Raw genomic sequence first — 22,314 nt, forward strand, 5'->3', positions numbered from 1 at the left:
ATATAGCAAACGGAAACATTCTTTAACCCATAAGGAGGGTCTGTGTAGTGTTTGATTTTAATAAACCTAATATTGAAATTACAGAAATTTCAGAAGATAAAAAATATGGAAGATTTGTTGTAGAACCTCTTGAGAGAGGATATGGAACGACCCTCGGCAACTCTCTGAGAAGAATTATGCTTTCTTCTCTTCCGGGAGCGGCTATCAGTTCTGTAAAGATTGATGGAGTTCTGCATGAGTTCAGCTCCATACCGGGTGTAAAAGAAGATGTGACCGAGATTATCATGAATTTAAAATCACTGGCAATCAAGAACACATCAGAATCAGACGAAGTAAAGACCGCATATATCGAATTTGAAGGTGAAGGCGTTGTAACAGGTGCTGACATCCAGGCGGATTCTGATATCGAGATTATGAATCCTGAGCAGGTCATTGCCACATTAAGCGGCGGCAAAGACAGCAAGCTGTACATGGAACTTACCATTACAAAAGGCAGAGGATACGTAAGCGCAGATAAGAATAAGAGCGAAGACTTACCGATCGATGTGATTCCGATTGATTCCATCTATACACCGGTAGAGCGTGTAAACCTGACAGTACAGAACACACGTGTTGGTCAGATCACAGACTACGACAAACTTACATTAGATGTATGGACAAAAGGTACATTACTTCCAGACGAGGCAGTCAGCCTTGCTGCGAAAGTACTTAGCGAACATCTGAAATTATTCATCGACTTATCAGAGGTTGCACAGGCCGCTGAGGTTATGATTGAAAAAGAAGATGATGAGAAGGAAAAAGTACTGGAAATGAGCATCGACGAATTAGAACTTTCCGTACGTTCATACAACTGCTTGAAGAGAGCCGGCATCAATACTGTAGAGGAACTTACGAACAAGACACCGGAAGATATGATGAAGGTGCGTAACCTTGGACGTAAGTCACTTGAAGAAGTGTTGGCTAAGTTAAAAGAGTTAGACCTTGAGTTGAACCAGGGAGACGAATAATTCCCTGTCAATGATATTATTATTTGAATTATCCTGTCAGTAAGTCCGAAGAGCATGTCAGGAGCATTTGATTAATAAGCCCGAAGATGCATAACCAAATGTTGAAAAATGGAGGATAAAAACAATGGCAAAGTATAGAAAACTCGGCAGAACATCCAGCCAGAGAAAAGCCTTAATCAGAAACCAAGTAACAGCTTTACTGAACAACGGTAAGATTGTTACAACAGAAGCTAAAGCAAAAGAAATCCGTAAAGTAGCAGAAGGATTAATTGCTATGGCAGTAAAAGAAAAAGATAACTTCGAAGAAGTTACAGTAAAAGCTAAAGTTGCTCGTAAAGACAAAGATGGCAAGAGAGTCAAAGAAGTTGTTGATGGTAAGAAAGTAACTGTTTACGACGAAGTTGACAAGAAGATCAAGAAAGATATGCCAAGCAGACTTCATGCAAGAAGAGAGATGCTGAAAGTTCTTTACCCAGTTAAAGAAGTTCCTACTCAGGCTGCAGGCAGAAAGAAAAACACAAAGGAAGTTGATCTTGTAGAGAAATTATTCACAGAGATCGCTCCTAAGTATGCAGACCGCAACGGTGGTTACACAAGAATCGTAAAGATTGGCCAGCGTAAAGGTGATGCAGCTATGGAAGTACTGATTGAATTAGTTTAAACATCTTAGACAGACGGGGACGCAAAGCGGATTGAAAAACGCTTACGTCTACCGTCTGTTTATTTTTCAGCCTCAGTACTTGATTGCAGAAATCTGCATTTTTGACTCTACTTAGAATCATTGAATCCCTTAACAGCAGATTTTACTACTTAAGACGTATGGGAAAGATTACCGGTAATAATGCGGACTTTCTCATACGTTTTTTACGCTCTGAGACGGTTAAACGTATGTTGCAAATTTTCAAACATATTCTAAGGTGAATATTACAAGACAACAAAACATAAGATAAAAAGAAAACTAACAAAAATAAAAAGCTTTATATAGAAAAATGAAACGTAAAATTGTATAAAATACACAAATAGAAAAAGAAGAAAGAAATTATATTGACAATATTGACTGTAAAGAGTATATTAAAATTACAAACAAGAAAAAAATATTCATGAAATAAACTTTCATAAAAATAGGTGAAAATATGTCAGAAATTATAATTAAGATGAGAAATATGTATCCGCAGATGAATGCAGCAATGAAGAAAATTGCAGATTATATCATAGCAAATTCAGAAGATGCATCCCGTGAAGGGGCGCATATGATGGCTCAGAAAAGTGGTGTGAGCGATGCATCCGTATCGAGATTTGTTCAGATTATGGGATATGAAAATTATAAATTATTTCAGCTTGCGCTCGTGTCATCGCTGTCCGAGAAACCGGAAAGAAAAACGGGCAATACGTGGATGCAGTATAGTGGTCAGATGGATGGAAATAATACAAAGGACGTGTGCAGAACAATTTTCCAACGAAGTATTCAAATGCTCGAAGACACTTGGAAGAACCTTGATATTTCAGGCATCGAGAACGTAACTAAGCTAATATCCGAGGCAGAACGCATTATTTTATTAAGCGTAGGAAGGTCAAAAGTTACAACAGAAGCATTATTCTCCAGGCTGTACAGACTCGGATATAATGTTCAGGTATTTAATGATCCGCACGAGCAGGTCATTATTACAAGTTTGGTCAGAGAACATGATTTAGTGATTGCAGTAAGTAATTTCGGGGTATCAAAATCTGTTGTCGAAGGTGTGCTCCGGGCGAATAAGAACGGAGCAACAACGGTAGGAATAACAAGTGTAGCACAATCACCATTAGCCAGGGCATCAAAATATTGTATTTTCAGTGCATATGATTATGAAGCGGGAGAAATGGGGAAATATTACGAACCTTCTTGTGAGAATATTCCTCAGGTTACGGTCATGGATTGTATCTATATGCTTCTAGCAATGCAGGATGAAAAGAGGACTTGTGATGTATATGAGACTATTTCAGAGGAACTGAAAAGTGAACATATAAAAAAATAACCCAAATAAGGAGGAAGAAAATGTTAGTATCACTAAAAGAGGTAATGGCATATGCGAAAGAACATGGAAATGCGATTGGTGCATTTAATTGCTGCAATTATGAGTCTGTATGTGCAGTTGTAACAGCAGCAGAAGAAGTGAATCTTCCAGTCATCATCAGTTATGCAGAGGTGCATAAGGATATCATCTCCATTAGCGACATTGCTCCAATTATGCTTCACTTTGCAAGAAAAGCTATAGTACCAGTGTGTGTGCATTTTGATCATGGGGAATCACTGGAAAGCTGTGTAGAGGCGATGAAGGAAGGCTTTACGTCTGTGATGATTGATGCATCAGCTTCGGGTTATGAAGACAATGTAAGAGTCACCAAACAAGTCGTTAGCATCGCACACAATATGGGAATTACTGTGGAGGCTGAGCTGGGACATATCTTTACATCTGACATGGGAGTCGGAAAGAAAAAAACATATGATGAAATCGAAAGTGCAGAGGATTTTGAGAATGTGGATGATGTGTATACGAATCCTGAGGTGGCAAAAAAATTTGTAGAAGAGACAGGAGTAGATGTCTTAGCAATAGCGTTCGGTACAAGCCATGGCGTATACATCAAAAAACCGGTCCTGGATCTCGACCGGATCACAGAAATCAAGAATAAGATTGATATCCCATTCGTTATGCATGGAGGTTCTGGGTTGTCAGAGGATGAATACAAGCAGGCAATCAAGAATGGAGTAAAAAAGATTAATTATTATACATACATGGCCCTGGCAGGCGGGAAAGCTGTGAGAGAGATGATAGTGGAGAAAGGCGATAATAATAATGTCTTTTTCCATGAGATTCCACTATGTGCAATAAACAGCATGAAAGAAAACGTAAAAGAGGTCATGAAAATATTCGCATTATCTAAGTGATGAGGGTGATGGACATGAAAAGATTAGTGAATCAAGAAGAACGTATGATATCAGATATGATTGATGGATATGTGAAACTGAGTCAGGGAAAAGTACAGAGTGTTCCAGGTGTAAATGCAATCATGAAAACGAACTGTAAAGAGAAGGTGTCAGTTGTTGTTGGAGGCGGAAGCGGCCTGGACCCTTGGCCGATTGGCTATGTGGGCGAGGGACTCGCTGATGGAGCCGCAGTTGGCAATGTGTTCTGTGCTCCTCCTGCCAAATCAATTTTGGAAGTAACGAGAAATGTTCCGCATGAAAGGGGTATCGTATATATTGTAACAAACCATGCCGGAGATGTCCTGAACTTTGAGCTTGTAAGTGAGCTGGCCGGCATGGAGGGAATTAAAACAAGACAGATTTATATTAATGATGATATTACTTCTGCAGGCAGTGATGAAAAAGAAGAGCGGCGCGGTATAGGCGGTATCGCGATTCTTACAAAGCTTGCAGGTGCAGTAACCGATGCAGGAAACAGCCTTGATGAGACGTTCAGGCTGCTTGAAAAAGCAAAGGACAGCATTGGGACGTTTAGTGTTACAACGGCCCCTTCGTATTCACCGGTGACAGGCAAGCAGTGCTTTGCTCTGGAGGATGGTAAGATGGAATATGGGATGGGGTTCAATGGAGAGACTGGAATCCTGAGAACGGATATCTCAACCGCTGACGATATCGCAGAGACACTGATGGAAGGCCTGCTGGAAGATTTAGGGGTTCGGTCCGGCGACAGGGTGGCCATTTGGTTAAATGGTTATAGTATGACCAGTCAGATTGAGCTTAGTATCATAGCAGGCAGGTGCTGTGATTTATTATTAGAGAAGAAGATTCAATTATATGATATTCAGATAGAAAGGCTATATGTGACACCTGGAGCAGCTGGCTTATCCATTTCAATGCTGAAACTAGATGAGGAGCTGGAGAAATATTATAATACACCGGCAGATGCGCCATTTTTCAAGATTATGGAAAAGAGGTGATGTGAAATGACTTCAGAAGAGTGCAGACAGATGTTCCTGGCTGTAGCTGAAAAAATGGTAAATAGCGAAGCAATGCTGACAGAGATTGATGAGAAAATTGGGGATGGAGATCATGGCATTGGAATGGCATTCGGATTTCGGAATGTGAAAAAGGAGCTTGAAGAGTTGGAGGCCGTGTCTGTAGAAGCTGTTTTCAAAACAGTCGGGATGACACTTCTAGATACGATGGGGGGAGCGTCTGGAGTGTTGTTTGGAACCATTTTTATCAGCGGTATTTCCGAAAGGGAACCGCATCAGGAGATAATAGTCGGAGATTTTGCGGATATTTTTAGAAAATCACTAGATGTTCTGAAAAAAAGGGGAAAGGCGAAACCTGGGGATAAGACAATGGTAGATGCTTTTGAACCAGCAGTGATATCCCTTGAAGAGAGCGCAGAGAATAAAGAGACAATGAAACAGGCATTGAACAGGGCAGCCCTCGCAGCAAGAAATGGAGCGGAAGATACCAAAAAATATAGAGCTAGATTTGGACGTGCTAAATATTTTGGTGACAATGCAATTGGTTATCAGGATGCCGGTGCTACTTCTATATGGATTATATTTCAGGAAATGTCAGATTGGGTGAACGCGCATGAGTAAGAAGATTGTTACGGTTACTTTGAATCCTTGTGTTGATTTGACGGTCACGATTGAAGAGTTTCTATATGGGGGCACAAATAAAGTAATAAAAACCCAAAAAGATATTTCAGGGAAAGGTATCAATACGAGTATCGTTTTGGATCATTTTGATTTGGAGAACGTAGTCGCAGGTTTTTCATTCACAAAAGATTCTTCCCAGTTTAAGGGATTCTTGAATAGAAAAAACATTGAAACGCGCTTGATCCAGATTCCAGGAGAACTCAGGACAAATGTGAAGATCTTCGATCATTCCCGTAAAGTGATGAGTGAATTTAACGATAAAGGGGAAAATGTAGACAGGAAGTATCAGAAAGCGTTATTAGATTTAATGAAAGCGCTTATGACTCATACGGATATTTTAATTTTATCAGGAAGCATACCACCGGGGATTAGTCAGAAAATTTATAAAGAGATTGCAGAAACAGCCGGTCTATATGGGGTCAAAGTGATTGTTGATGCCACCGGGGAGTTGCTGGTTCAGGCGATAAAAGCGAAACCATTTCTAATTAAGCCCAATGAGGATGAGTTGAGACTGACATTTAATCTGCCAACGAAAACAGAAGAAGAAATTATTAAAGCAGCCAATATGATTATAAAGGAGGGGGTGAAGTATGTATGTGTCTCTAGGGGCAGCAAGGGAGCTGTTTTAATATCGAAGGATACCGTATATTCAGCGAAGGGATTGTCTGTGGAGATCAGAGGAATCCAGGGAGCCGGTGATTCTATGGTTGCAGGAATCTGTTATGCGATTCATCACGGCTTAAGCGAGTCGGAATACCTCAGATATGCAGTGGCAGCGGCTACGGGGTCATTGCTCCACGAAGGAACAGAGTTGTGTGAGAAAGCTGAATTATTGGATTTGGTAAACGATGTAGAAATCACTGAAAAGAGAAATGGAGGAATATGATTATGAAAAATGGTTTGAAGAAATTGGTATCATTTGGGCTGGTATTATCGATGGTAGTAGTCATGGCGGTTGGATGTGGTTCAGACCCGGATACATCAAAAAAGAGTTCAGCAGACACAGATACCAAGAGTGAAGGTACATCAAAGGATGATAAGGTGGTTGTAGGCGTCAGTCTGCTGAACAGTACACATGTGTTCTACAACAATATTCAGAAGGGACTTGAGAGCAAGGCTGATGAATTAGGATGGGATCTGCTTATCCAGGATGCAGCGGCCGATGCTAATAAACAGTTAAGTCAGGTACAAGATTTTATTACCCAGGGTGTAGATGCGATTATTATCTGTCCTACGAATTCAGCAGGCAGCAAATCGATGGTCGAGTTAGCTGATGAAGCTGGTATTCCTGTTTTCACGATGGACATTCAGTCAGACGGCGAGGTAGTAAGCCACGTTGCAACTGATAATTATACAGGTGGACAGTTGGCAGCAGAATATATGATTGACAAGATCCTTACGGACAAGAAGGGGGATGCTGCGGTAATAACATATTCTGAGATTGAAGCCTGTATCCAGAGAGAAAAAGGATTTACTGATTATGTAAAAGAAAATGCTCCTGACATCAATGTCGTCGATATTCAGAATTATTCTGGAGATCAGCAGAAAGCAGCTGACGTAATGCAGAATATGCTGCTTAAATATGAAAATATTGATGTTGTATTTGCAGTAGGCGATCCGGCAGCTATTGGTGCATTATCCTCTATTGATGCAGCAGGAAAAGATACAAAGATTATTGGTTATGATGGGAATCCAGAAGGTGTTGAGGCCATTAAATCTGGTGGAAACTGGGTCGCTGATGTGGCACAGGACCCTGAAGCAATTGCAAACGAGACATTAGAGGCTGTTAAAACAAAGCTTGATGGCGGTACACCTGAAAAGCAAATTAAGATCGCACCTTATATTATTGATAAGGAAAATGCAGAGTAATCGGAATTAGTTATACAAAAAGGGCAGGGGATGGAAAGGTTTCCATCCCCATTATAAAAGGAGGAAATGCAGAATGGAAAAAACTCCAATAGTAGAATTAAAACATATATATAAAGAATTCCCTGGTGTTAAGGTTCTGCAAGATATTTCAATCTCATTTTATCCGGGGAAGGTGCATGTCCTTCTCGGAGAAAATGGAGCTGGTAAATCTACGATTATAAAGATTATATCTGGAGTTTATTACGCCGACAAGGGAGATGTTTTCGTTAGAGGAGAAAAGGCTAATTATACAAATATCCGACAATCACAGCAGCATGGTATAAGTGTGATACACCAGGAACTCAGTGTGATTGAAGATCTGACGGTATACGAGAATATTTTTCTGGGGCGTGAGATTAAGAAAGGCGGAAAAATTTTAAACAAGTCAGAGATGATAAAAGAAGCCCAGAAATTAATGAATACGATTGGGATATCTATCAATCCTAAATCATACATCAGAGACCTGAATAATGGTGAAAAGCAGATGGTCGAGATTGCAAGAGCAGTTTCACAGAACAGTGAAATGGTAATCATGGATGAACCGACTTCTTCGCTATCCGATTTTGAGGTGAAGGCATTATTTAAAGTAATTAACAAATTGCGGGAGGATAATGTGGCCGTCATCTATATTTCTCACAGACTGAAAGAAATATTAGAAATCGGAGACACGCTGACCGTATTACGGGATGGAATACTGATAGATACGGTTCCAGTGGCGGATATCACAGAGAATCAGATGGTTGCCATGATGGTCGGCCGGGAGATGAAACAATATTATTACAAGGCTCACTGCAGTGATGAAAACGAAGTTGTCTTAGATGTATCACATCTGACAAAAAAAGGGGAGTTTGAAGATGTCTCCTTCCAACTTTATAAAGGGGAAATATTAGGTATTGCCGGATTGATCGGAGCAGGTCGCACAGAAGTGATGAGAACGGTGTTTGGAGCAGAGAAGGCAGATAGTGGCGAATGTAAACTCTTCGGCCAGTTGTATCAGGCCAGGACACCAAGAGATGTAATTCGGTTGGGCGTTGGATTGATTCCTGAGGACAGAAGACAGCAGGGGCTCCTGCTTGAAAAGTCGGTAAAGGAAAATGCGTCGTTAGCTGCTATAAAGAAAAAATCACATAAAGGATTTATCAATTTTAAATGGGAAAAAAATGCCTCTAAGGAATATATTAAGAAGATGAGCATAAAGACACCTTCCGAAAATGAGATAACCAAGAATTTATCGGGTGGTAATCAGCAAAAGGTCGTAATTGCAAAATGGCTTTTAGCAGAATCGAAGATTTTAATTATGGATGAGCCGACGAGAGGTATTGATGTGAATGCGAAATCTGAGATTTATGCATTGATGAAATCCTTTGTAGAAAATGGTGGAAGCATTATCATGATCTCATCTGAATTGCCGGAAATATTAGGGGTTGCTAATAGAATAATGGTTATGAGGGAAGGACGGGTAACCGGATTTGTTGATGAAAAAGACGCAGCAGAAGAAGTGATTATGTCATTGGCGAGTGTTGGAAAAGTATAAGGTGGTGCAATTATGAGTGATAAAAAGACGATGGTACAAGGGAAAAATTTTGTTAAGAACAATACGATGTTATTTTTTCTGATTATATTATTTATTCTGTCGATGCTATTTGTTCCAAGATTTGCATCAGGTGGAAATATCTTAAACGTATTAATACAGGTATCGATCAATGCATTGATAGCATGTGGTATGACTTTTGTTATTCTGTCTGATGGAATCGATTTATCAGTTGGTTCTGTTGCTGCACTGTCAGGCGTTGTAGGAGCTTCCTTAATCAAACAGTTTCCTGTTGCGAGCGTAGGCTTGTCGCTGCTGCTGATTATTCTGGTTTCTGTCGTGATTGGTGGAATCTGTGGCTGTGTGAATGGTTTCTGTATATCCAAATTAAATGTTCCTCCGTTTATTGCGACACTTGCGATGATGAATGTCGCGCGAGGACTTGCTTATGTTGCGACGGATGCAAAACCGGTGTTTGGGCTTCCTGCTAGTTTCGGATTCGTTGGCTTAAGAAAACTGGGGGCGATACCAGTGTCGATTATCCTTATGGTAATCGTTTTGGTAATCGCTTATGTCATTCTTTCAAAAACGGCTTACGGACGACACATTTATGCGGTCGGGAGTAATCAGGAAGTGGCAAAGCTTACGGGCATCAGTGTTATGAAAATTAAGTTTTCTGTTTATATCATTTCTGGTATGCTTTCTGCTCTGGGTGGCCTGGTGCTTGCGTCAAAGCTGCAGAATGGACAGGCAACGGCAGCACAGGGATACGAGTTGAACGCAATCGCCGCCGTAGCAATGGGGGGAACCAGCATGTCAGGTGGACGTGGCGGCATCATTCAGACTGTATTCGGATTATTCGTAATCGGAATCATCAATAATGCACTGAGTCTGCTGGGGGTTTCGTCCTATTGGCAGACCGTGGCGATGGGTATCATAATTTTAATCGCTGTAATCATGGATCAATTCAGAAAATAGGATAGGGGAGATAAAATGTCACTTGTAGCAGCAAAAGAATTATTGATAAAAGCACAGGATTCAGGGTATGCAGTTGGTGCATTCAATGTAGAAAATATGGAGATGGTACAGGCAGTTGTGGCGGCTGCAGAAGAGATGAGGTCTCCTGTAATTCTGCAGACCACTCCATCTACGATACAATATGCCAGCGTGGAATACTTTTATGCAAACATTAGAGTCGCAGCAGAACAGACGAATGTCCCAGTCGTGATTCATTTGGATCATGGAAATTCGTTTGAACTTGCGATGCAGGCGTATCGAGCGGGGTATACTTCTATCATGATAGATGGATCGCATGATGGATTTGATGATAATGTTGAAATATCGAAGGCAGTCGTGGATGCATGTCATCCGGGAAAGGTTTCTGTGGAAGCTGAATTGGGAAAGGTAGGCGGCAAGGAAGATGATTTGGTCGGTGGAGAAGAGAATCTCTATACAGATCCTGAAAAAGCAAGAATTTTTGCTGAGAGGACCGGTATTGATTACCTTGCCGTTGCAATAGGAACTGCACACGGTGTATATAAAGGTGAGCCGCATTTGGATCTAGAGAGGCTGAGTGAAATCAGAAGCCTTGTGACAGTGCCGTTAGTACTTCATGGCACATCTGGAGTGCTGGATGATGTCGTAAAGGAGTGTATCAGACGAGGAATCTGTAAGGTGAATTATGCGACAGATCTTAGAATCGCATTTACCAAAGGAGTAACGAAATATCTGAGCGAGCATCCCGACGCCATAGACCCTAAAAAATACGGTGCAGCCGGGAGAAAAGCGGTCAAACAATATGTGAAGGATAAGATGTGCGTCTGCGGCTGTGCTGGACAGGCATGAGGGGGATTGTACGGATAGAAGGAGAACATATGAGAGTAGTATATGCTTAAGGCACCATACATATTTGAAATCAATGATGTACCGATTACTGAGCCGGGGGAGAGTCAGGTCCTTATAGACGTAAGAACGTGCGCTGGTTAAGGCAACAGGCGTACGAAATGTTTATACGGTACAGCGAAGCGTCAGGGCAGAAGCACGTATTGAGTTGGCAAAGAAACTGTGGGGGGCAGCAGATGTAATCCTGATTTCAGAAGCAGATTAAAGACCTTTCCATTCCCCAGAAAAGTAATCAACAAAATAATGGTCACAGCGACACCACATGTTCTGTCGGATGTAATCGATATTACAGCTTTAGGGGGATTGATATGGAACATGGCGCGGTCACATTCGATGCCAATCAATTTCATTTCAAGAAGCGCTAGCCGAGGTCGTCCTTTGCAGCACCGGCATTTTGGATGGCGAGGGAAATTGAACTATTGAGACATAAAATTATTGACTAGGATGGTTTTATTACGAAGACATTCCCATTAGACAATATAGAACTATTTTTTGTGAAGCATAGAGATGACAATCATGATGTTATTAAGATAACCATGGAAAAAGATTACTGAATCAGAATGTAATAAAGAGATTATATGGACCTCCAAACTGATGGATTAGAGAACGACTCAGTTTGGAGATCTTTGATTTTTAAGTCAAATCTATTGAGATTTGTGCAATTTACACAATAAACGTTAAAAAAATAACGTTAAATATTTGTCAATTGCGGCATTGACAATATTTTAACGATGAGATATACTGAGACCTGTAAGAAAGAGAACAATTCAATTACGGGAGGAAGAATTGAAATGGCAAAGAAGGAAACGGTCGTAGTACCTGAGATTGTTGACAGCGTGGAAACACTCGAAGCAAAAATGAAAGCAATGCGCGAAGCGCAAAAAGTATTTGCTACATTCACACAGGAACAAGTAGATAAAATTTTCTACGAGGCAGCCATGGCAGCCAACAAGATGAGAATTCCGCTCGCAAAGATGGCTGTAGAAGAGACTCAGAGAGGTATCGTAGAAGACAAGGTAATCAAGAACCACTACGCAGCAGAGTACATCTATAATGCATATAAAGACACAAAGACATGTGGAGTGATCGAAGAAGACACTGCATATGGAATCAAGAAAGTGGCAGAGCCGATCGGTCTGGTAGCAGCGGTTATTCCGACAACGAACCCGACTTCTACTGCAATCTTCAAGACTCTGATCTGCTTAAAGACAAGAAATGCAATCATCATCAGCCCACACCCGGCTGCAAAGGCATGTACAATCGCAGCAGCTAAGGTTGTTCTGGATGCAGCAGTAAAAGCAGGCGCTCCAGAGGGAATCATCGGATGGATCGACGTTCCTTCATTGGAACTGACTAACACAGTTATGAGAGATTCCGACATCATCCTTGCAACAGGCGGCCCAGGAATGGTAAAGGCAGCTTATTCATCAGGAAAGCCGGCACTTGGTGTAGGACCTGGAAACACACCGGTTATCATCGATGAGACAGCAGACATCAAGATGGCAGTCAACTCCATTATCCACTCCAAGACTTTTGATAATGGTATGATCTGTGCTTCTGAGCAGTCTGTAACAGTACTGGACAGCATTTATGACGAAGTAAAGAAAGAGTTCGCATACCGTGGATGCTACTTCCTGAAAAAAGGCGCTGAGCTTGATAAAGTCCGCAAGACCATCATTATCAATGGCGCACTGAACAGTAAGATCCCTGGAAAGTCTGCATACGAGATTGCCAAGATGGCAGGCGTAGATGTTCCTGAGAATACAAAGATCCTGATCGGTGAAGTAGAATCCGTTGACATTTCCGAAGAATTTGCTCATGAAAAATTATCTCCTGTACTTGGTATGTATAGAGCAAAATCATTTGATGAAGCACTTGAAAAAGCAGCACAGCTTGTAGCTGATGGTGGATATGGACATACATCATCCCTTTACATCCATCCGGCACAGACAGAAAAGATCGCTAAACATGCGGCAGCAATGAAGACATGCCGTGTACTGATCAATACACCTTCTTCTCACGGCGGTATCGGAGACCTGTACAACTTCAAGATGGCTCCATCCCTGACACTGGGATGCGGTTCCTGGGGCGGTAACTCCGTTTCTGAAAACGTAGGAGTAAAACACTTACTGAATGTGAAGACAGTAGCTGAGAGGAGAGAAAATATGCTTTGGTTCAGAACACCTGAAAAGGTTTACTTCAAGAAAGGCTGTATGCCGGTTGCACTGGATGAGTTAGGAACAGTAATGCACAAGAAGAAAGCATTTATCGTAACAGACTCCTTCCTGTACAAGAACGGATACGTAAAACCGATCGAAGCAAAACTGGACGAAATGGGAATCCAGCACACATGCTTCTACGAAGTAGCTCCGGACCCGACACTGCAGTGTGCACAGAAGGGTGCAGATATGATGAGATCCTTCGAGCCTGACACGATCATCGCTCTCGGTGGTGGTTCTGCAATGGATGCAGCTAAGATCATGTGGGTAATGTATGAGCATCCGGAAGCAAACTTCGAAGATATGGCTATGGATTTCATGGACATCAGAAAGAGAGTATTTACATTCCCTAAGATGGGCGAGAAAGCATACTTTGTAGCAATCCCGACATCCTCAGGAACAGGTTCAGAGGTAACACCATTTGCAATCATCACAGATGCAGAGACAGGCGTTAAGTGGCCGCTGGCAGACTACGAGCTGCTTCCGAACATGGCAATCGTAGATGTGGACAACATGATGACACAGCCGAAGGGACTGACAAGCGCTTCCGGTATCGACGTTATGACACATGCCATCGAGGCATATGTATCAATCATGGCTACAGACTACACAGATGGTCTTGCTATGAAGGCAGTAAAGAGCGTATTCGAATACCTGCCGTCAGCATATGAGAATGGAGCAAATGATCCGAAGGCACGTGAAATGATGGCAAATGCTTCCTGTATGGCAGGTATGGCATTCGCAAATGCATTCCTTGGACTGAACCACTCCATGGCTCACAAACTGGGTGCTTTCCATCATCTGCCACACGGTGTTGCAAACGCAGTCATCCTGACAGAGGTTATGAAGTACAACTCAGCAGAAGCTCCAACTAAGATGGGTACCTTCTCACAGTACCAGTACCCACACGCACTTGCAAGATACGCTGAATTAGGACGTTTCGCAGGATGCACAGGTAAGGACGACCAGGAAGTATTCGATAACTTTATCGCAAAACTGGAAGACCTGAAAGAGAAGATCGGCATCAAGAAGACAATCAAAGATTACGGTATTGACGAGAAATACTTCCTGGATACTCTGGATGACATGGTAGAACAGGCATTCAACGACCAGTGTACAGGAGCAAACCCGAGATACCCACTGATGAAGGAGATCAAAGAGATCTACCTGAAATGCTACTATGGCAAATAGGATTTAAAATAGACCCAAAAGACATACCTTATTTCTCACTTGGAAGAGGCACGGCGTTCAGCGTCATGCCTCTTCTATTATTATATGCGTGCCTCCGGCTTACTTTAGATTGTTATAAAACTAACAATAAAATGTGCATAAAAAAGTTAGTTAAAAATTGCACAAAAATAAAGAAGGGTACTTACATTGTTAAAAAATATGAGATATAATAAAACCAACTTAAAACAACGGCAACAAAAATCAGGAGGTATGGCTTATGAAACTGGAAGAAAAAAACTTAATCGTGGAACGTTCTTATAAGAAAGTATACAAATGCGATGACTGTGTAGTGAAAGTATTCGAACCGACACATCCGAAGTCAGACGTATTTAACGAAGCACTGAATACTGCACGTGTAGAAGAAACAGGCCTGGATATCCCGAAAGTAAAAGAAGTGACCCAGGTGGACGGCAAATGGGCAATCGCGATTGAATATAAAGCCGGCAAGACGCTGGAAGACATGATGGAGACAGATAAGGGAAATCTTGAGAAATATATGGAGGACTTTGTAGATCTCCAGCTTTCCGTACACAGTAAAACTTCTCCGCGTCTGAATAAGCTGAAAGATAAGCTGTCCAGCCAGATCAATGGCTTAAAGGAGCTGGATGCGACAACCAGATATGAGCTCCTGACAAGACTGGAGAGTATGCCGAAGCACAACAAAGTATGCCACGGCGACTTTAATCCGAGCAACGTAATCGTAGCAAAGAACGGCAAGATGACTGTAGTAGACTGGGCCCATGCAACACAGGGAAATGCAAGTGCTGATGCGGCTATGACATATCTGCTCTTTGCTCTAAAGGATCAGAAGGCAGCAGATCTGTATCTCAAGCTTTTCTGCAAGAAGAGCGATACAGCGATGCAGTATGTACAGCAGTGGCTGCCGATCGTCGCTGCAGCACAGCTTACCAAGGATAATGAACTGGAGAAAGACTTCCTGATGAAATGGATTGACGTTATTGATTATCAATAAAGATGGGGAAAACTTAAGGCTGTCTGAAAATGAAAATCTCATTTTCAGACAGCCTTTTCTCTTCTATCTACCAGCTTTGGAAGAACAGGTTATTGCCAATATTCACACCGGGTCTGTCGGTAGCCCCTGCATACAGGAAATAGTAGCAGTCCTGCACAGCAGCAAGCCGTGCCCCATTGATCGCATCCTGTGCAACATTATATGCCAGACTGCTTGGTCCGCTTGAAAGAACACTATCCAGACGGCCGCTCCATACAGGTTCAAACTGCCCGCTTGCATAGACAACATCAGTAATGCTGTTCGGGAAGATCGGGCTGTTGACACGGTTCATAATAACTGTCGCAACAGCAAGCATGGAATTATAGTCATGCATAGCCTCGCAATCCAGAATCGCTGCAAATACATCCAGGTCGCTTCCACCGATATTAGATGCACCGCCATTCACGACCGTATCATCATATCCGCCGCCTGAACCGCCGCCGCTATTTCCGCCGTCAGTATTGCCGCTATTGGAACCGCCTCCAGAATGGTTCCCGCCGGAGATATTAGCATTGGCCTCAGCCTCGGCTTTTGCTTTAGCTTCTGCTTCAGCCTTCGCTTTTGCCTTTGCCGCCTCTTCTGCACGAAGCTGTGCTAATTGTGCTTGATATGTCTCTAAATCTGTTGAAGTCTCTTTGGCTTTCTGTTCCAGCTCATCCTGCTGTTTTTCCAGGTCCTTCTGAATCTTGACCAGAGAAGTCTGCTGGTCTTCCAGCGTCTCCTTCTTATCGTTGATTTCCTTTCTGGTCTTCTGAAGCTGGACAAGCATGTCCCGGTCGTAATTACTGATATTCTGTATAAAATCGGCTTTATTTAAGAAATCTGTCATATTTTCCGCTGAAAACAGCATCTCTAACAGTGTTGCATTACCAGTTTCATACATATACTTAATACGGGTCTTCATGTCGTCATATTGTCTGGCCTCGTTTGCCTTCGCTTCAGCTAAGGAATCTTTTGTCCTTTGGATCTCACCATTGGTTATCTCAACTTGCATCTCTGCAGTGGAAATCTTGTCACTTATGGAAAGAAGATCCTGGTTGATACCGGCAAGCTGTTCCTGCAGATCAGATGTTTTGCTTTCCAGGCTTTTCTGATCCTCAGCGTATACAGGGAAGGCAGAAAAGAGGAATACAAGTGAGCAAAACAGCGCGAGGAGAGCATGTCCCCTGCGTTTTGAACGCAATTTCATAATTTCCAATTCCTTTCTAAATTGATTTTGCTATAGTATTATACTATAAATTGCTTTATTACGCAAATTTTGATAGAATAAGTTATAAAAACGAGAAAAAAACGAGGTAGACTAATATATGGAACGCAGAATTAAGATGATCGGACTGGATCTGGATGGTACGCTTCTGACAGAAAAGAAGGAGCTTCTTCCCTATACCAGGCAAGTCCTGGATAAAGCAATCAAGGAGGGAATCCTTGTTCTGATGGCGACAGGAAGGCCGTTTATGGGAATCCCAGAGGAGTTAAGGTACTATCCCGGCATACGCTATGCACTCACATCCAACGGGGCACGTGTGCTTGAGATAGAAGGGGAAAAGGTATTGATTGAACACCTTTTACCATTAGAAAGGGCAAAGAAAGCATTGGAAACTTTGTCAAAATATGATACATTACAAGAGGTGTACTTTGGTGGTCAGGCATATGCACCGGAGGATAAGATGAAGCATATCGGGCGGTATCACCATAATCCCTATATGTGGGAGTACTTGCTGACGACCAGAAAGCCAGTGCCGGATATCAGAGAATTTGTTGAGAAGCAGGACCGGGATATGGATAAGATACAGGGCTTGTTTGCCGATATGGAGGAAAGGGATGCTGCCTGGAAGGAACTTAGCCAGCAGGAGGGCCTGGCCCTTGTAGGTTCTCTGGGATACAATATTGAGATCAATGCATCCGGGGTGAATAAGGGCACAGCGCTTGTGGAGCTTGGCAGGATGTTGGGAATCGACCGGGAAGAAATCATGGCATGCGGCGACGGGGATAACGATGCTGACATGTTAAGAGAGGTAGGTTTTGGTGTGGCCATGGAAAACGCCATAGATAAGGTAAAAGAAGCAGCCGATTATATTACTGTGACCAATGATGAGCAGGGGGCTGCAAAAGCAATAGAAAGATTTGCTCTTAGAGGAGGAGAATTATGTTAGAAGCGTTAAAGGTAATAGTACTGGGGATTGTAGAAGGAATCACGGAGTGGCTGCCAATCAGCAGTACCGGGCATCTGATCCTGGTAGAGGAGTTTATCAAACTGGATATGAGTGATAGCTTTGTTTCCATGTTTAATGTAGTGATACAGTTAGGTGCGATCATGGCAGTTGTTCTGATTTATTTCCATAAGCTGAATCCATTTTCACCGAAGAAGACGGAGAAGCAGAAGCTGCTGACACTGCAGCTGTGGGTGAAGGTTCTGATTGCGTCTGTACCGGCGGCCATCATTGGACTTTTGTTTGATGACTTTATTGATGCACATTTAATGAACTATGTAGTCGTTGCGATTACATTGATTCTTTACGGTGTTGCTTTTATTGTGGTTGAGAAGCGTCATGAGAATGCAAAGCCGGCAGTGAAGAGATTGTCAGACCTGACGATTCCGATGGTGTTGGTAATTGGATGCTTCCAGGTGCTCGCTCTGATTCCGGGAACTTCCCGTTCCGGTGCTACGATCATCGGTGGACTGCTGATTGGGGCAGCCAGAGGAGTTGCGGCAGAGTTTACATTTTTCCTTGCCATTCCAGTTATGTTCGGGGCAAGCTTTTTGAAGATTATTAAGTTCGGATTCCATTTTACAGGGATGGAAGTGTTCCTGCTGCTGCTCGGATGTGTGATTTCCTTCGCAGTTTCTGTGTACGCGATCAAGTTCCTGATGCAGTATATCAAGAACCATGACTTCAAGGCATTTGGATACTATCGTATCGTGCTTGGTATCATCGTTCTGCTTTACTTTGGAATGACGGCGATGTTTGCAGCATAGAGAATAAAGCTTAAGAAAGGGGAGCGTTTAAGGTAAGATCCAGTTTATGTGCGGGATTTTACTTTAGGCGCTTCCTTCTTATATAATCTGATTTTATCGGGAAATCTAAGGTCCAGCTAAGTTTGATCTGTTTTAATGATGAAGAATAATGAAGTATAGGAAATGATGCTTCAAGGGGATACTTTCATGAAATTGAGGTGTAGAAGATGAAATTATTGTTCGCAGAGGATGAGGTGGAAATGTCAGAGGCGGTCGTAGATATACTGACGTTTCATAAATATGTAGTAGACGCGGTGTATGATGGAGAGGAGGCTCTGGCATATGCGCGTGCAGAACACTATGACGGAATCATTCTGGATATTATGATGCCGAAAATGAGTGGGCTTAAGGTGTTGGAAACTCTCAGACATGAGGGATGCAGGACGCCGATCCTTTTGTTGACCGCAAAGGCAGAGGTGGAGGACCGGATTCAGGGGCTTGACCTGGGAGCGGATGACTATCTTCCGAAGCCCTTTGCCATGGGAGAACTGCTGGCAAGGATACGTGCCATGCTGCGCAGGCGGGAAGAGTTTACGCCGGATATCCTGACCTGCGGCAATATTTCGCTGAATCTTAAAAATTATGAACTCAGCGGGGAAAGCCAGTCCTTTGTGCTGCCGAAGCTGGAATATCAGCTGATGGAGCTCTTTATGCTGAATCAGGGGATTTACCTGTCCACAGAAGATCTGCTTGTGAAGGTGTGGGGATACGAGACTGAGGCGGAGCTGGGCACGGTCTGGGTATACATTTCCTATCTGCGCAAACGGCTGGCCGCCTTGGATGCGAATGTGCAGATCAAGGCGAAACGTAATATCGGCTATACATTGGAGGTAGTGGGATGATCAGGACGCTTCAGAAAAAATTCATTACAACTGCTATGCTCGCGATTTCCATCCTGCTGTTGGTCCTGCTGGGAGCAATCAATGTTGGGTATTATCTGGTGTCAGGGCAGCAGGAAAAGGTGCTGCTTGACATGTTGGCGAAGAATGAGGGGATGCCTCCGCACGATATGGGACCTCAGGGAAAGGAAAAGGGAACTCTTTTCGGACCGCCGATGAATGAGGACACTGCCATGTCGGCGAGGTTTTTTACGGTTTATATGGATTCTGACGGCAAAATTGTCAGGACGGATGTGAGCCGGATTTCATCCGTGACAGAAGATGAGGCGCGGGAATATGCCAAGGATGCTGCCAGCGAGAAGAAAGACTCAGGCAGGATGAATGGATTCCGCTACAGGATATCACAGACCCGGGATGGGCAGGGAACGGTCTTTTTGTTTTTGGATACTTCCATTCAGCGCCGTAATTTTCTGCTGGTGCTGGCTCTTTCTATATTTATAGGAATCATCTGCTGGGGACTGATGCTTTTGCTGGTGATCCTGCTGTCGAAAAAAGCGATTCTGCCGATTGCAGCAAATATGGAAAAACAAAAACAGTTTGTGACGAATGCAGGACACGAGATCAAGACTCCGCTGGCGATTATCATGGCGAATACGGATGCGATGGAATTGCATCAGGGGGAGAGTAAATGGAGCCGGAATATCAGGAACCAGACGATTCGGTTAAATGGCCTGATGCAGAATCTTCTGACATTATCCCGCATGGACGAGGAGGTATTGAGACTTCACGCCTCAGAATTCTCCATGAGCCAGCTGACAGAAGAGATGCTGCATCCATTTTACGAATCTGCGGCATTGAAACAGATAGAGATACGAAAGGAGATTCAGCAGGATGTGATGATCCGGGCAAATAAGGAGCATTTTACACAGCTGGTTTCTGTTTTACTGGATAATGCCGTGAAGTATACAAATGAAGGCGGAGAGATTGACGTCTGCCTGGAGAAAGCAGAGAAAAGAGTGGTCCTGCGGGTGAAGAATACCTGTGAAAAACTGCCGGAAGGAGAGCCGGAGAAGCTGTTCGACAGGTTTTACAGGGGAGACAGTGCGAGGACACAGAAGAGCGGAGGATATGGGATCGGACTGTCTGTGGCGCAGGCTATCGTGGAGGCACATAAGGGGACGATCACTGCGGAGTATGAGGACGGGAACAGGATTGCGTTTACAGTCAGAATATGAGCAATGTAAAGCAGTTTAACCTCATCAGGGAAGCAGCGGAGCGGATTTTGAATATCCGGTTTGACAATAGGACAGGAAAAGTTTTATGAAGAGTGGAACAGGCTGAATGCAGGCAGCGTGTTCTGCTCTTTTTATAATGCGCGGATATCTTGGATATAAGGGAGGGTTGAGATCATACATCAGCCGCAGGCACTTTCTGACGACACAGTTTTTTCACAACAAGAAAAAATCCTCTAAGTTTCAGCTAAGGTTCTGTCTGTACAATACCACTTGTGACAACGAAAGAAAGGAGACAACTCGATGAAATTCAGACATGAGTGGAAGCATGAGATTCATGTTTCAGATATGATCACACTTCGCCAGCGGCTTCGCGCCGTGGCAGATATGGATGTACACGCGGTAAACGGACGGTATGAGATCAGGAGCCTGTATTTTGATAACCTCTCAGACAAGGTCCTCCGGGAAAAGCTGGACGGAGTGAACGCAAGGGAAAAGTTTCGTATCCGCTTTTATAATGGGGATACTTCTCTGATACATCTGGAAAAGAAGAGTAAGTTAAATGGTCTTTGCAGTAAGGAAAGCACGACTCTGACAAAGGAAGAAGCGCAGGCAATTGTGGAAGGACGCTGTAACTGGATGATGGACAGTGACCGGGAACTGGTCCGGGAATTGTATTTAAAAATGCGTTTCCAGGGGCTGATGCCGAGGACAATCGTGGATTATACGAGAGAGCCGTTCGTATATGCGCCGGGAAATGTCAGAGTTACGATGGATTACAATATACGCACGGGGATGCAATGTACGGATTTCCTGAATCCGGATTGTGTGATGGTCCCGGCAGGGGATGCTCAGATCATACTGGAGGTGAAGTGGGATGAATTCCTGCCTTCCATCATCCGGGATGCGGTACAGCTTGAGGGACGGCGCACATCGGCGTTTTCAAAATATGCGGCATGTCGTATCTATGGCTGATAAGAATTAGAAAAATGGCATGATTTATCAAACTGGATATGCCAGGCTACCTGCAAATTGAGCAGTCCAGTCATATCAGGAAATCTGATGTAAAATGAAGAATGAAAGAAAAAGGAGAAGAAAAAATGACTTTTAATGATGTGTTTAAATCTAGTTTTCTTGAAAATATAGGAAGTGTGAGCATTCTGGATATGCTGATCGCTCTGGTGCTTGCATTTGGGCTTGGGATGTTTATCTTTTTCGTTTACAAAAAAACGTTTTCTGGGGTGATGTATTCCTCCAGTTTTGGCGTAACTCTGATTGCCCTGACAATGATCACAACCGTTGTGATCCTGGCTGTGACATCGAATGTTGTCCTGTCCCTTGGTATGGTCGGCGCGCTGTCTATCGTACGTTTTAGGACGGCGATAAAGGAGCCGCTGGATATTGCATTTCTGTTCTGGTCTATTGCAGTGGGAATCGTGCTGGCAGCAGGGATGATTCCTCTGGCTGTGATCGGCAGTGTTGTGATCGGTGTGATTCTGCTGGTGTTTGTGAACAAGAAGAGCCATCTGAATCCTTATATTGTTGTGATTCAGTGTGAAGATCATGACAGCGAAGTAAAGGCGAGAGAATTTCTGAAAAAAGAAGTGCAGAAATGTGTGGTGAAGAGCAAAACCGTACAGAAAGGGCGTGTGGAGCTGAATCTGGAGATCCGTATGAAAGAAGAGAATACGGATTTTGTAAATATCCTTTCCGAGATGGATGGGGTGAACAGTGCGGTACTGGTTAGCTACAATGGGGAATATATGGGATAAGGAGG

20 protein-coding genes are annotated in these 22,314 nt (G+C 43.1%); 19 read left to right on the plus strand and 1 reads right to left on the minus strand.

Annotation, left to right across the window (positions count from 1 at the left end; genetic code table 11):
* Nucleotides 1–47: 47 nt before the first annotated feature.
* The 13 genes from HGO97_RS01145 (at nt 48) to HGO97_RS01205 (ending at nt 15,411) form a co-directional block, all read left to right on the plus strand.
* A complete protein-coding gene (locus HGO97_RS01145; protein WP_216238602.1) occupies nt 48–1,007 on the plus strand; it encodes a DNA-directed RNA polymerase subunit alpha in 960 nt (319 codons plus the stop codon).
* Nucleotides 1,008–1,131: 124 nt separating this feature from the next.
* Nucleotides 1,132–1,668, plus strand: coding sequence for a bL17 family ribosomal protein (locus HGO97_RS01150; RefSeq protein WP_216238603.1), 537 nt, complete (start codon nt 1,132–1,134; stop codon nt 1,666–1,668).
* 493 nt (nt 1,669–2,161) lie between these two features.
* Entirely contained in the window at nt 2,162–3,022 is an 861-nt protein-coding gene (locus HGO97_RS01155; RefSeq protein ID WP_246597243.1) for a MurR/RpiR family transcriptional regulator, read from the plus strand.
* A 20-nt stretch (nt 3,023–3,042) separates the two neighbouring features.
* Complete coding sequence (locus HGO97_RS01160) at nt 3,043–3,933, plus strand: class II fructose-bisphosphate aldolase (protein ID WP_216238606.1); 891 nt, start codon at nt 3,043–3,045, stop codon at nt 3,931–3,933.
* A gap of 14 nt (nt 3,934–3,947) precedes the next feature.
* Nucleotides 3,948–4,949: a dihydroxyacetone kinase subunit DhaK gene (locus tag HGO97_RS01165; protein ID WP_216238607.1), complete on the plus strand. Its 1,002-nt coding sequence runs from the start codon at nt 3,948–3,950 to the stop codon at nt 4,947–4,949.
* Between the two features lie 6 nt (nt 4,950–4,955).
* Nucleotides 4,956–5,588 carry a dihydroxyacetone kinase subunit DhaL gene (gene dhaL, locus HGO97_RS01170; protein WP_216238608.1) on the plus strand — a complete coding sequence of 211 codons (633 nt, stop codon included), beginning with the start codon at nt 4,956–4,958 and terminating at the stop codon, nt 5,586–5,588.
* Nucleotides 5,581–6,534 carry a 1-phosphofructokinase gene (gene pfkB, locus HGO97_RS01175; RefSeq protein ID WP_216238611.1) on the plus strand — a complete coding sequence of 318 codons (954 nt, stop codon included), beginning with the start codon at nt 5,581–5,583 and terminating at the stop codon, nt 6,532–6,534. Before dhaL ends, pfkB begins: the two co-directional genes overlap by 8 nt.
* Nucleotides 6,535–6,536: 2 nt before the next feature.
* On the plus strand, nt 6,537–7,517 hold the full coding sequence (locus HGO97_RS01180; protein WP_246597244.1) for a substrate-binding domain-containing protein: 981 nt from the start codon (nt 6,537–6,539) through the stop codon (nt 7,515–7,517).
* A gap of 73 nt (nt 7,518–7,590) precedes the next feature.
* Entirely contained in the window at nt 7,591–9,090 is a 1,500-nt protein-coding gene (locus HGO97_RS01185; protein WP_216238617.1) for a sugar ABC transporter ATP-binding protein, read from the plus strand.
* 12 nt (nt 9,091–9,102) lie between these two features.
* Complete coding sequence (locus HGO97_RS01190; RefSeq protein WP_246597245.1) at nt 9,103–10,065, plus strand: ABC transporter permease; 963 nt, start codon at nt 9,103–9,105, stop codon at nt 10,063–10,065.
* A gap of 15 nt (nt 10,066–10,080) precedes the next feature.
* Nucleotides 10,081–10,932 (plus strand): tagatose-bisphosphate aldolase subunit GatY, encoded by an 852-nt coding sequence (gene gatY / locus HGO97_RS01195; RefSeq protein WP_216238618.1) that lies wholly within the window; start codon nt 10,081–10,083, stop codon nt 10,930–10,932.
* 848 nt (nt 10,933–11,780) lie between these two features.
* A complete protein-coding gene (adhE, locus tag HGO97_RS01200; RefSeq protein ID WP_216238619.1) occupies nt 11,781–14,399 on the plus strand; it encodes a bifunctional acetaldehyde-CoA/alcohol dehydrogenase in 2,619 nt (872 codons plus the stop codon).
* A gap of 256 nt (nt 14,400–14,655) precedes the next feature.
* The gene (locus HGO97_RS01205) at nt 14,656–15,411 is read left to right on the plus strand and encodes an aminoglycoside phosphotransferase family protein (protein WP_216238620.1); all 756 of its coding nucleotides are present in this window, start codon (nt 14,656–14,658) and stop codon (nt 15,409–15,411) included.
* Between the two features lie 67 nt (nt 15,412–15,478).
* On the opposite strand, the gene HGO97_RS01210 is transcribed toward HGO97_RS01205, so the two are convergent.
* Nucleotides 15,479–16,639, minus strand: coding sequence for a cell wall hydrolase (locus HGO97_RS01210; RefSeq protein ID WP_216238622.1), 1,161 nt, complete (start codon nt 16,637–16,639; stop codon nt 15,479–15,481).
* A 118-nt stretch (nt 16,640–16,757) separates the two neighbouring features.
* On the opposite strand from HGO97_RS01210, the gene HGO97_RS01215 reads away from it, so the two are divergent.
* From HGO97_RS01215 to HGO97_RS01240, 6 genes are all read left to right on the plus strand, one after another.
* Entirely contained in the window at nt 16,758–17,603 is an 846-nt protein-coding gene (locus HGO97_RS01215; RefSeq protein ID WP_216238623.1) for a Cof-type HAD-IIB family hydrolase, read from the plus strand.
* A complete protein-coding gene (locus HGO97_RS01220) occupies nt 17,597–18,427 on the plus strand; it encodes an undecaprenyl-diphosphate phosphatase (RefSeq protein WP_216238624.1) in 831 nt (276 codons plus the stop codon). The genes HGO97_RS01215 and HGO97_RS01220 overlap by 7 nt, the downstream gene beginning before the upstream one ends.
* A gap of 206 nt (nt 18,428–18,633) precedes the next feature.
* Entirely contained in the window at nt 18,634–19,308 is a 675-nt protein-coding gene (locus HGO97_RS01225; protein ID WP_216238625.1) for a response regulator transcription factor, read from the plus strand.
* On the plus strand, nt 19,305–20,540 hold the full coding sequence (locus HGO97_RS01230; RefSeq protein ID WP_216238626.1) for a sensor histidine kinase: 1,236 nt from the start codon (nt 19,305–19,307) through the stop codon (nt 20,538–20,540). Before HGO97_RS01225 ends, HGO97_RS01230 begins: the two co-directional genes overlap by 4 nt.
* 300 nt (nt 20,541–20,840) lie before the next feature.
* Nucleotides 20,841–21,512 (plus strand): polyphosphate polymerase domain-containing protein, encoded by a 672-nt coding sequence (locus HGO97_RS01235; protein WP_216238627.1) that lies wholly within the window; start codon nt 20,841–20,843, stop codon nt 21,510–21,512.
* 101 nt (nt 21,513–21,613) lie between these two features.
* Nucleotides 21,614–22,309, plus strand: coding sequence for a DUF4956 domain-containing protein (locus HGO97_RS01240; RefSeq protein WP_330654135.1), 696 nt, complete (start codon nt 21,614–21,616; stop codon nt 22,307–22,309).
* The last annotated feature ends 5 nt before the right edge of the window (nt 22,310–22,314 follow it).

It is taken from the genome of Faecalicatena faecalis, from assembly GCF_012524165.2.
Lineage (GTDB): Bacteria > Bacillota > Clostridia > Lachnospirales > Lachnospiraceae > Faecalicatena_A > Faecalicatena_A faecalis.

Bases quoted from the DNA above. Each gene is read 5' to 3' on its own strand.
- adhE (WP_216238619.1), top strand. From the start codon at position 11,781: ATGGCAAAGAAGGAAACGGTCGTAGTACCTGAGATTGTTGACAGCGTG.
- HGO97_RS01210 (WP_216238622.1), bottom strand. From the start codon at position 16,639: ATGAAATTGCGTTCAAAACGCAGGGGACATGCTCTCCTCGCGCTGTTT.
- HGO97_RS01185 (WP_216238617.1), top strand. From the start codon at position 7,591: ATGGAAAAAACTCCAATAGTAGAATTAAAACATATATATAAAGAATTC.
- HGO97_RS01235 (WP_216238627.1), top strand. From the start codon at position 20,841: ATGAAATTCAGACATGAGTGGAAGCATGAGATTCATGTTTCAGATATG.
- HGO97_RS01180 (WP_246597244.1), top strand. From the start codon at position 6,537: ATGAAAAATGGTTTGAAGAAATTGGTATCATTTGGGCTGGTATTATCG.
- pfkB (WP_216238611.1), top strand. From the start codon at position 5,581: ATGAGTAAGAAGATTGTTACGGTTACTTTGAATCCTTGTGTTGATTTG.
- HGO97_RS01155 (WP_246597243.1), top strand. From the start codon at position 2,162: ATGAGAAATATGTATCCGCAGATGAATGCAGCAATGAAGAAAATTGCA.
- HGO97_RS01165 (WP_216238607.1), top strand. From the start codon at position 3,948: ATGAAAAGATTAGTGAATCAAGAAGAACGTATGATATCAGATATGATT.
- dhaL (WP_216238608.1), top strand. From the start codon at position 4,956: ATGACTTCAGAAGAGTGCAGACAGATGTTCCTGGCTGTAGCTGAAAAA.
- gatY (WP_216238618.1), top strand. From the start codon at position 10,081: ATGTCACTTGTAGCAGCAAAAGAATTATTGATAAAAGCACAGGATTCA.
- HGO97_RS01225 (WP_216238625.1), top strand. From the start codon at position 18,634: ATGAAATTATTGTTCGCAGAGGATGAGGTGGAAATGTCAGAGGCGGTC.
- HGO97_RS01190 (WP_246597245.1), top strand. From the start codon at position 9,103: ATGAGTGATAAAAAGACGATGGTACAAGGGAAAAATTTTGTTAAGAAC.
- HGO97_RS01230 (WP_216238626.1), top strand. From the start codon at position 19,305: ATGATCAGGACGCTTCAGAAAAAATTCATTACAACTGCTATGCTCGCG.
- HGO97_RS01220 (WP_216238624.1), top strand. From the start codon at position 17,597: ATGTTAGAAGCGTTAAAGGTAATAGTACTGGGGATTGTAGAAGGAATC.
- HGO97_RS01150 (WP_216238603.1), top strand. From the start codon at position 1,132: ATGGCAAAGTATAGAAAACTCGGCAGAACATCCAGCCAGAGAAAAGCC.
- HGO97_RS01215 (WP_216238623.1), top strand. From the start codon at position 16,758: ATGGAACGCAGAATTAAGATGATCGGACTGGATCTGGATGGTACGCTT.
- HGO97_RS01160 (WP_216238606.1), top strand. From the start codon at position 3,043: ATGTTAGTATCACTAAAAGAGGTAATGGCATATGCGAAAGAACATGGA.
- HGO97_RS01205 (WP_216238620.1), top strand. From the start codon at position 14,656: ATGAAACTGGAAGAAAAAAACTTAATCGTGGAACGTTCTTATAAGAAA.
- HGO97_RS01240 (WP_330654135.1), top strand. From the start codon at position 21,614: ATGAAAGAAAAAGGAGAAGAAAAAATGACTTTTAATGATGTGTTTAAA.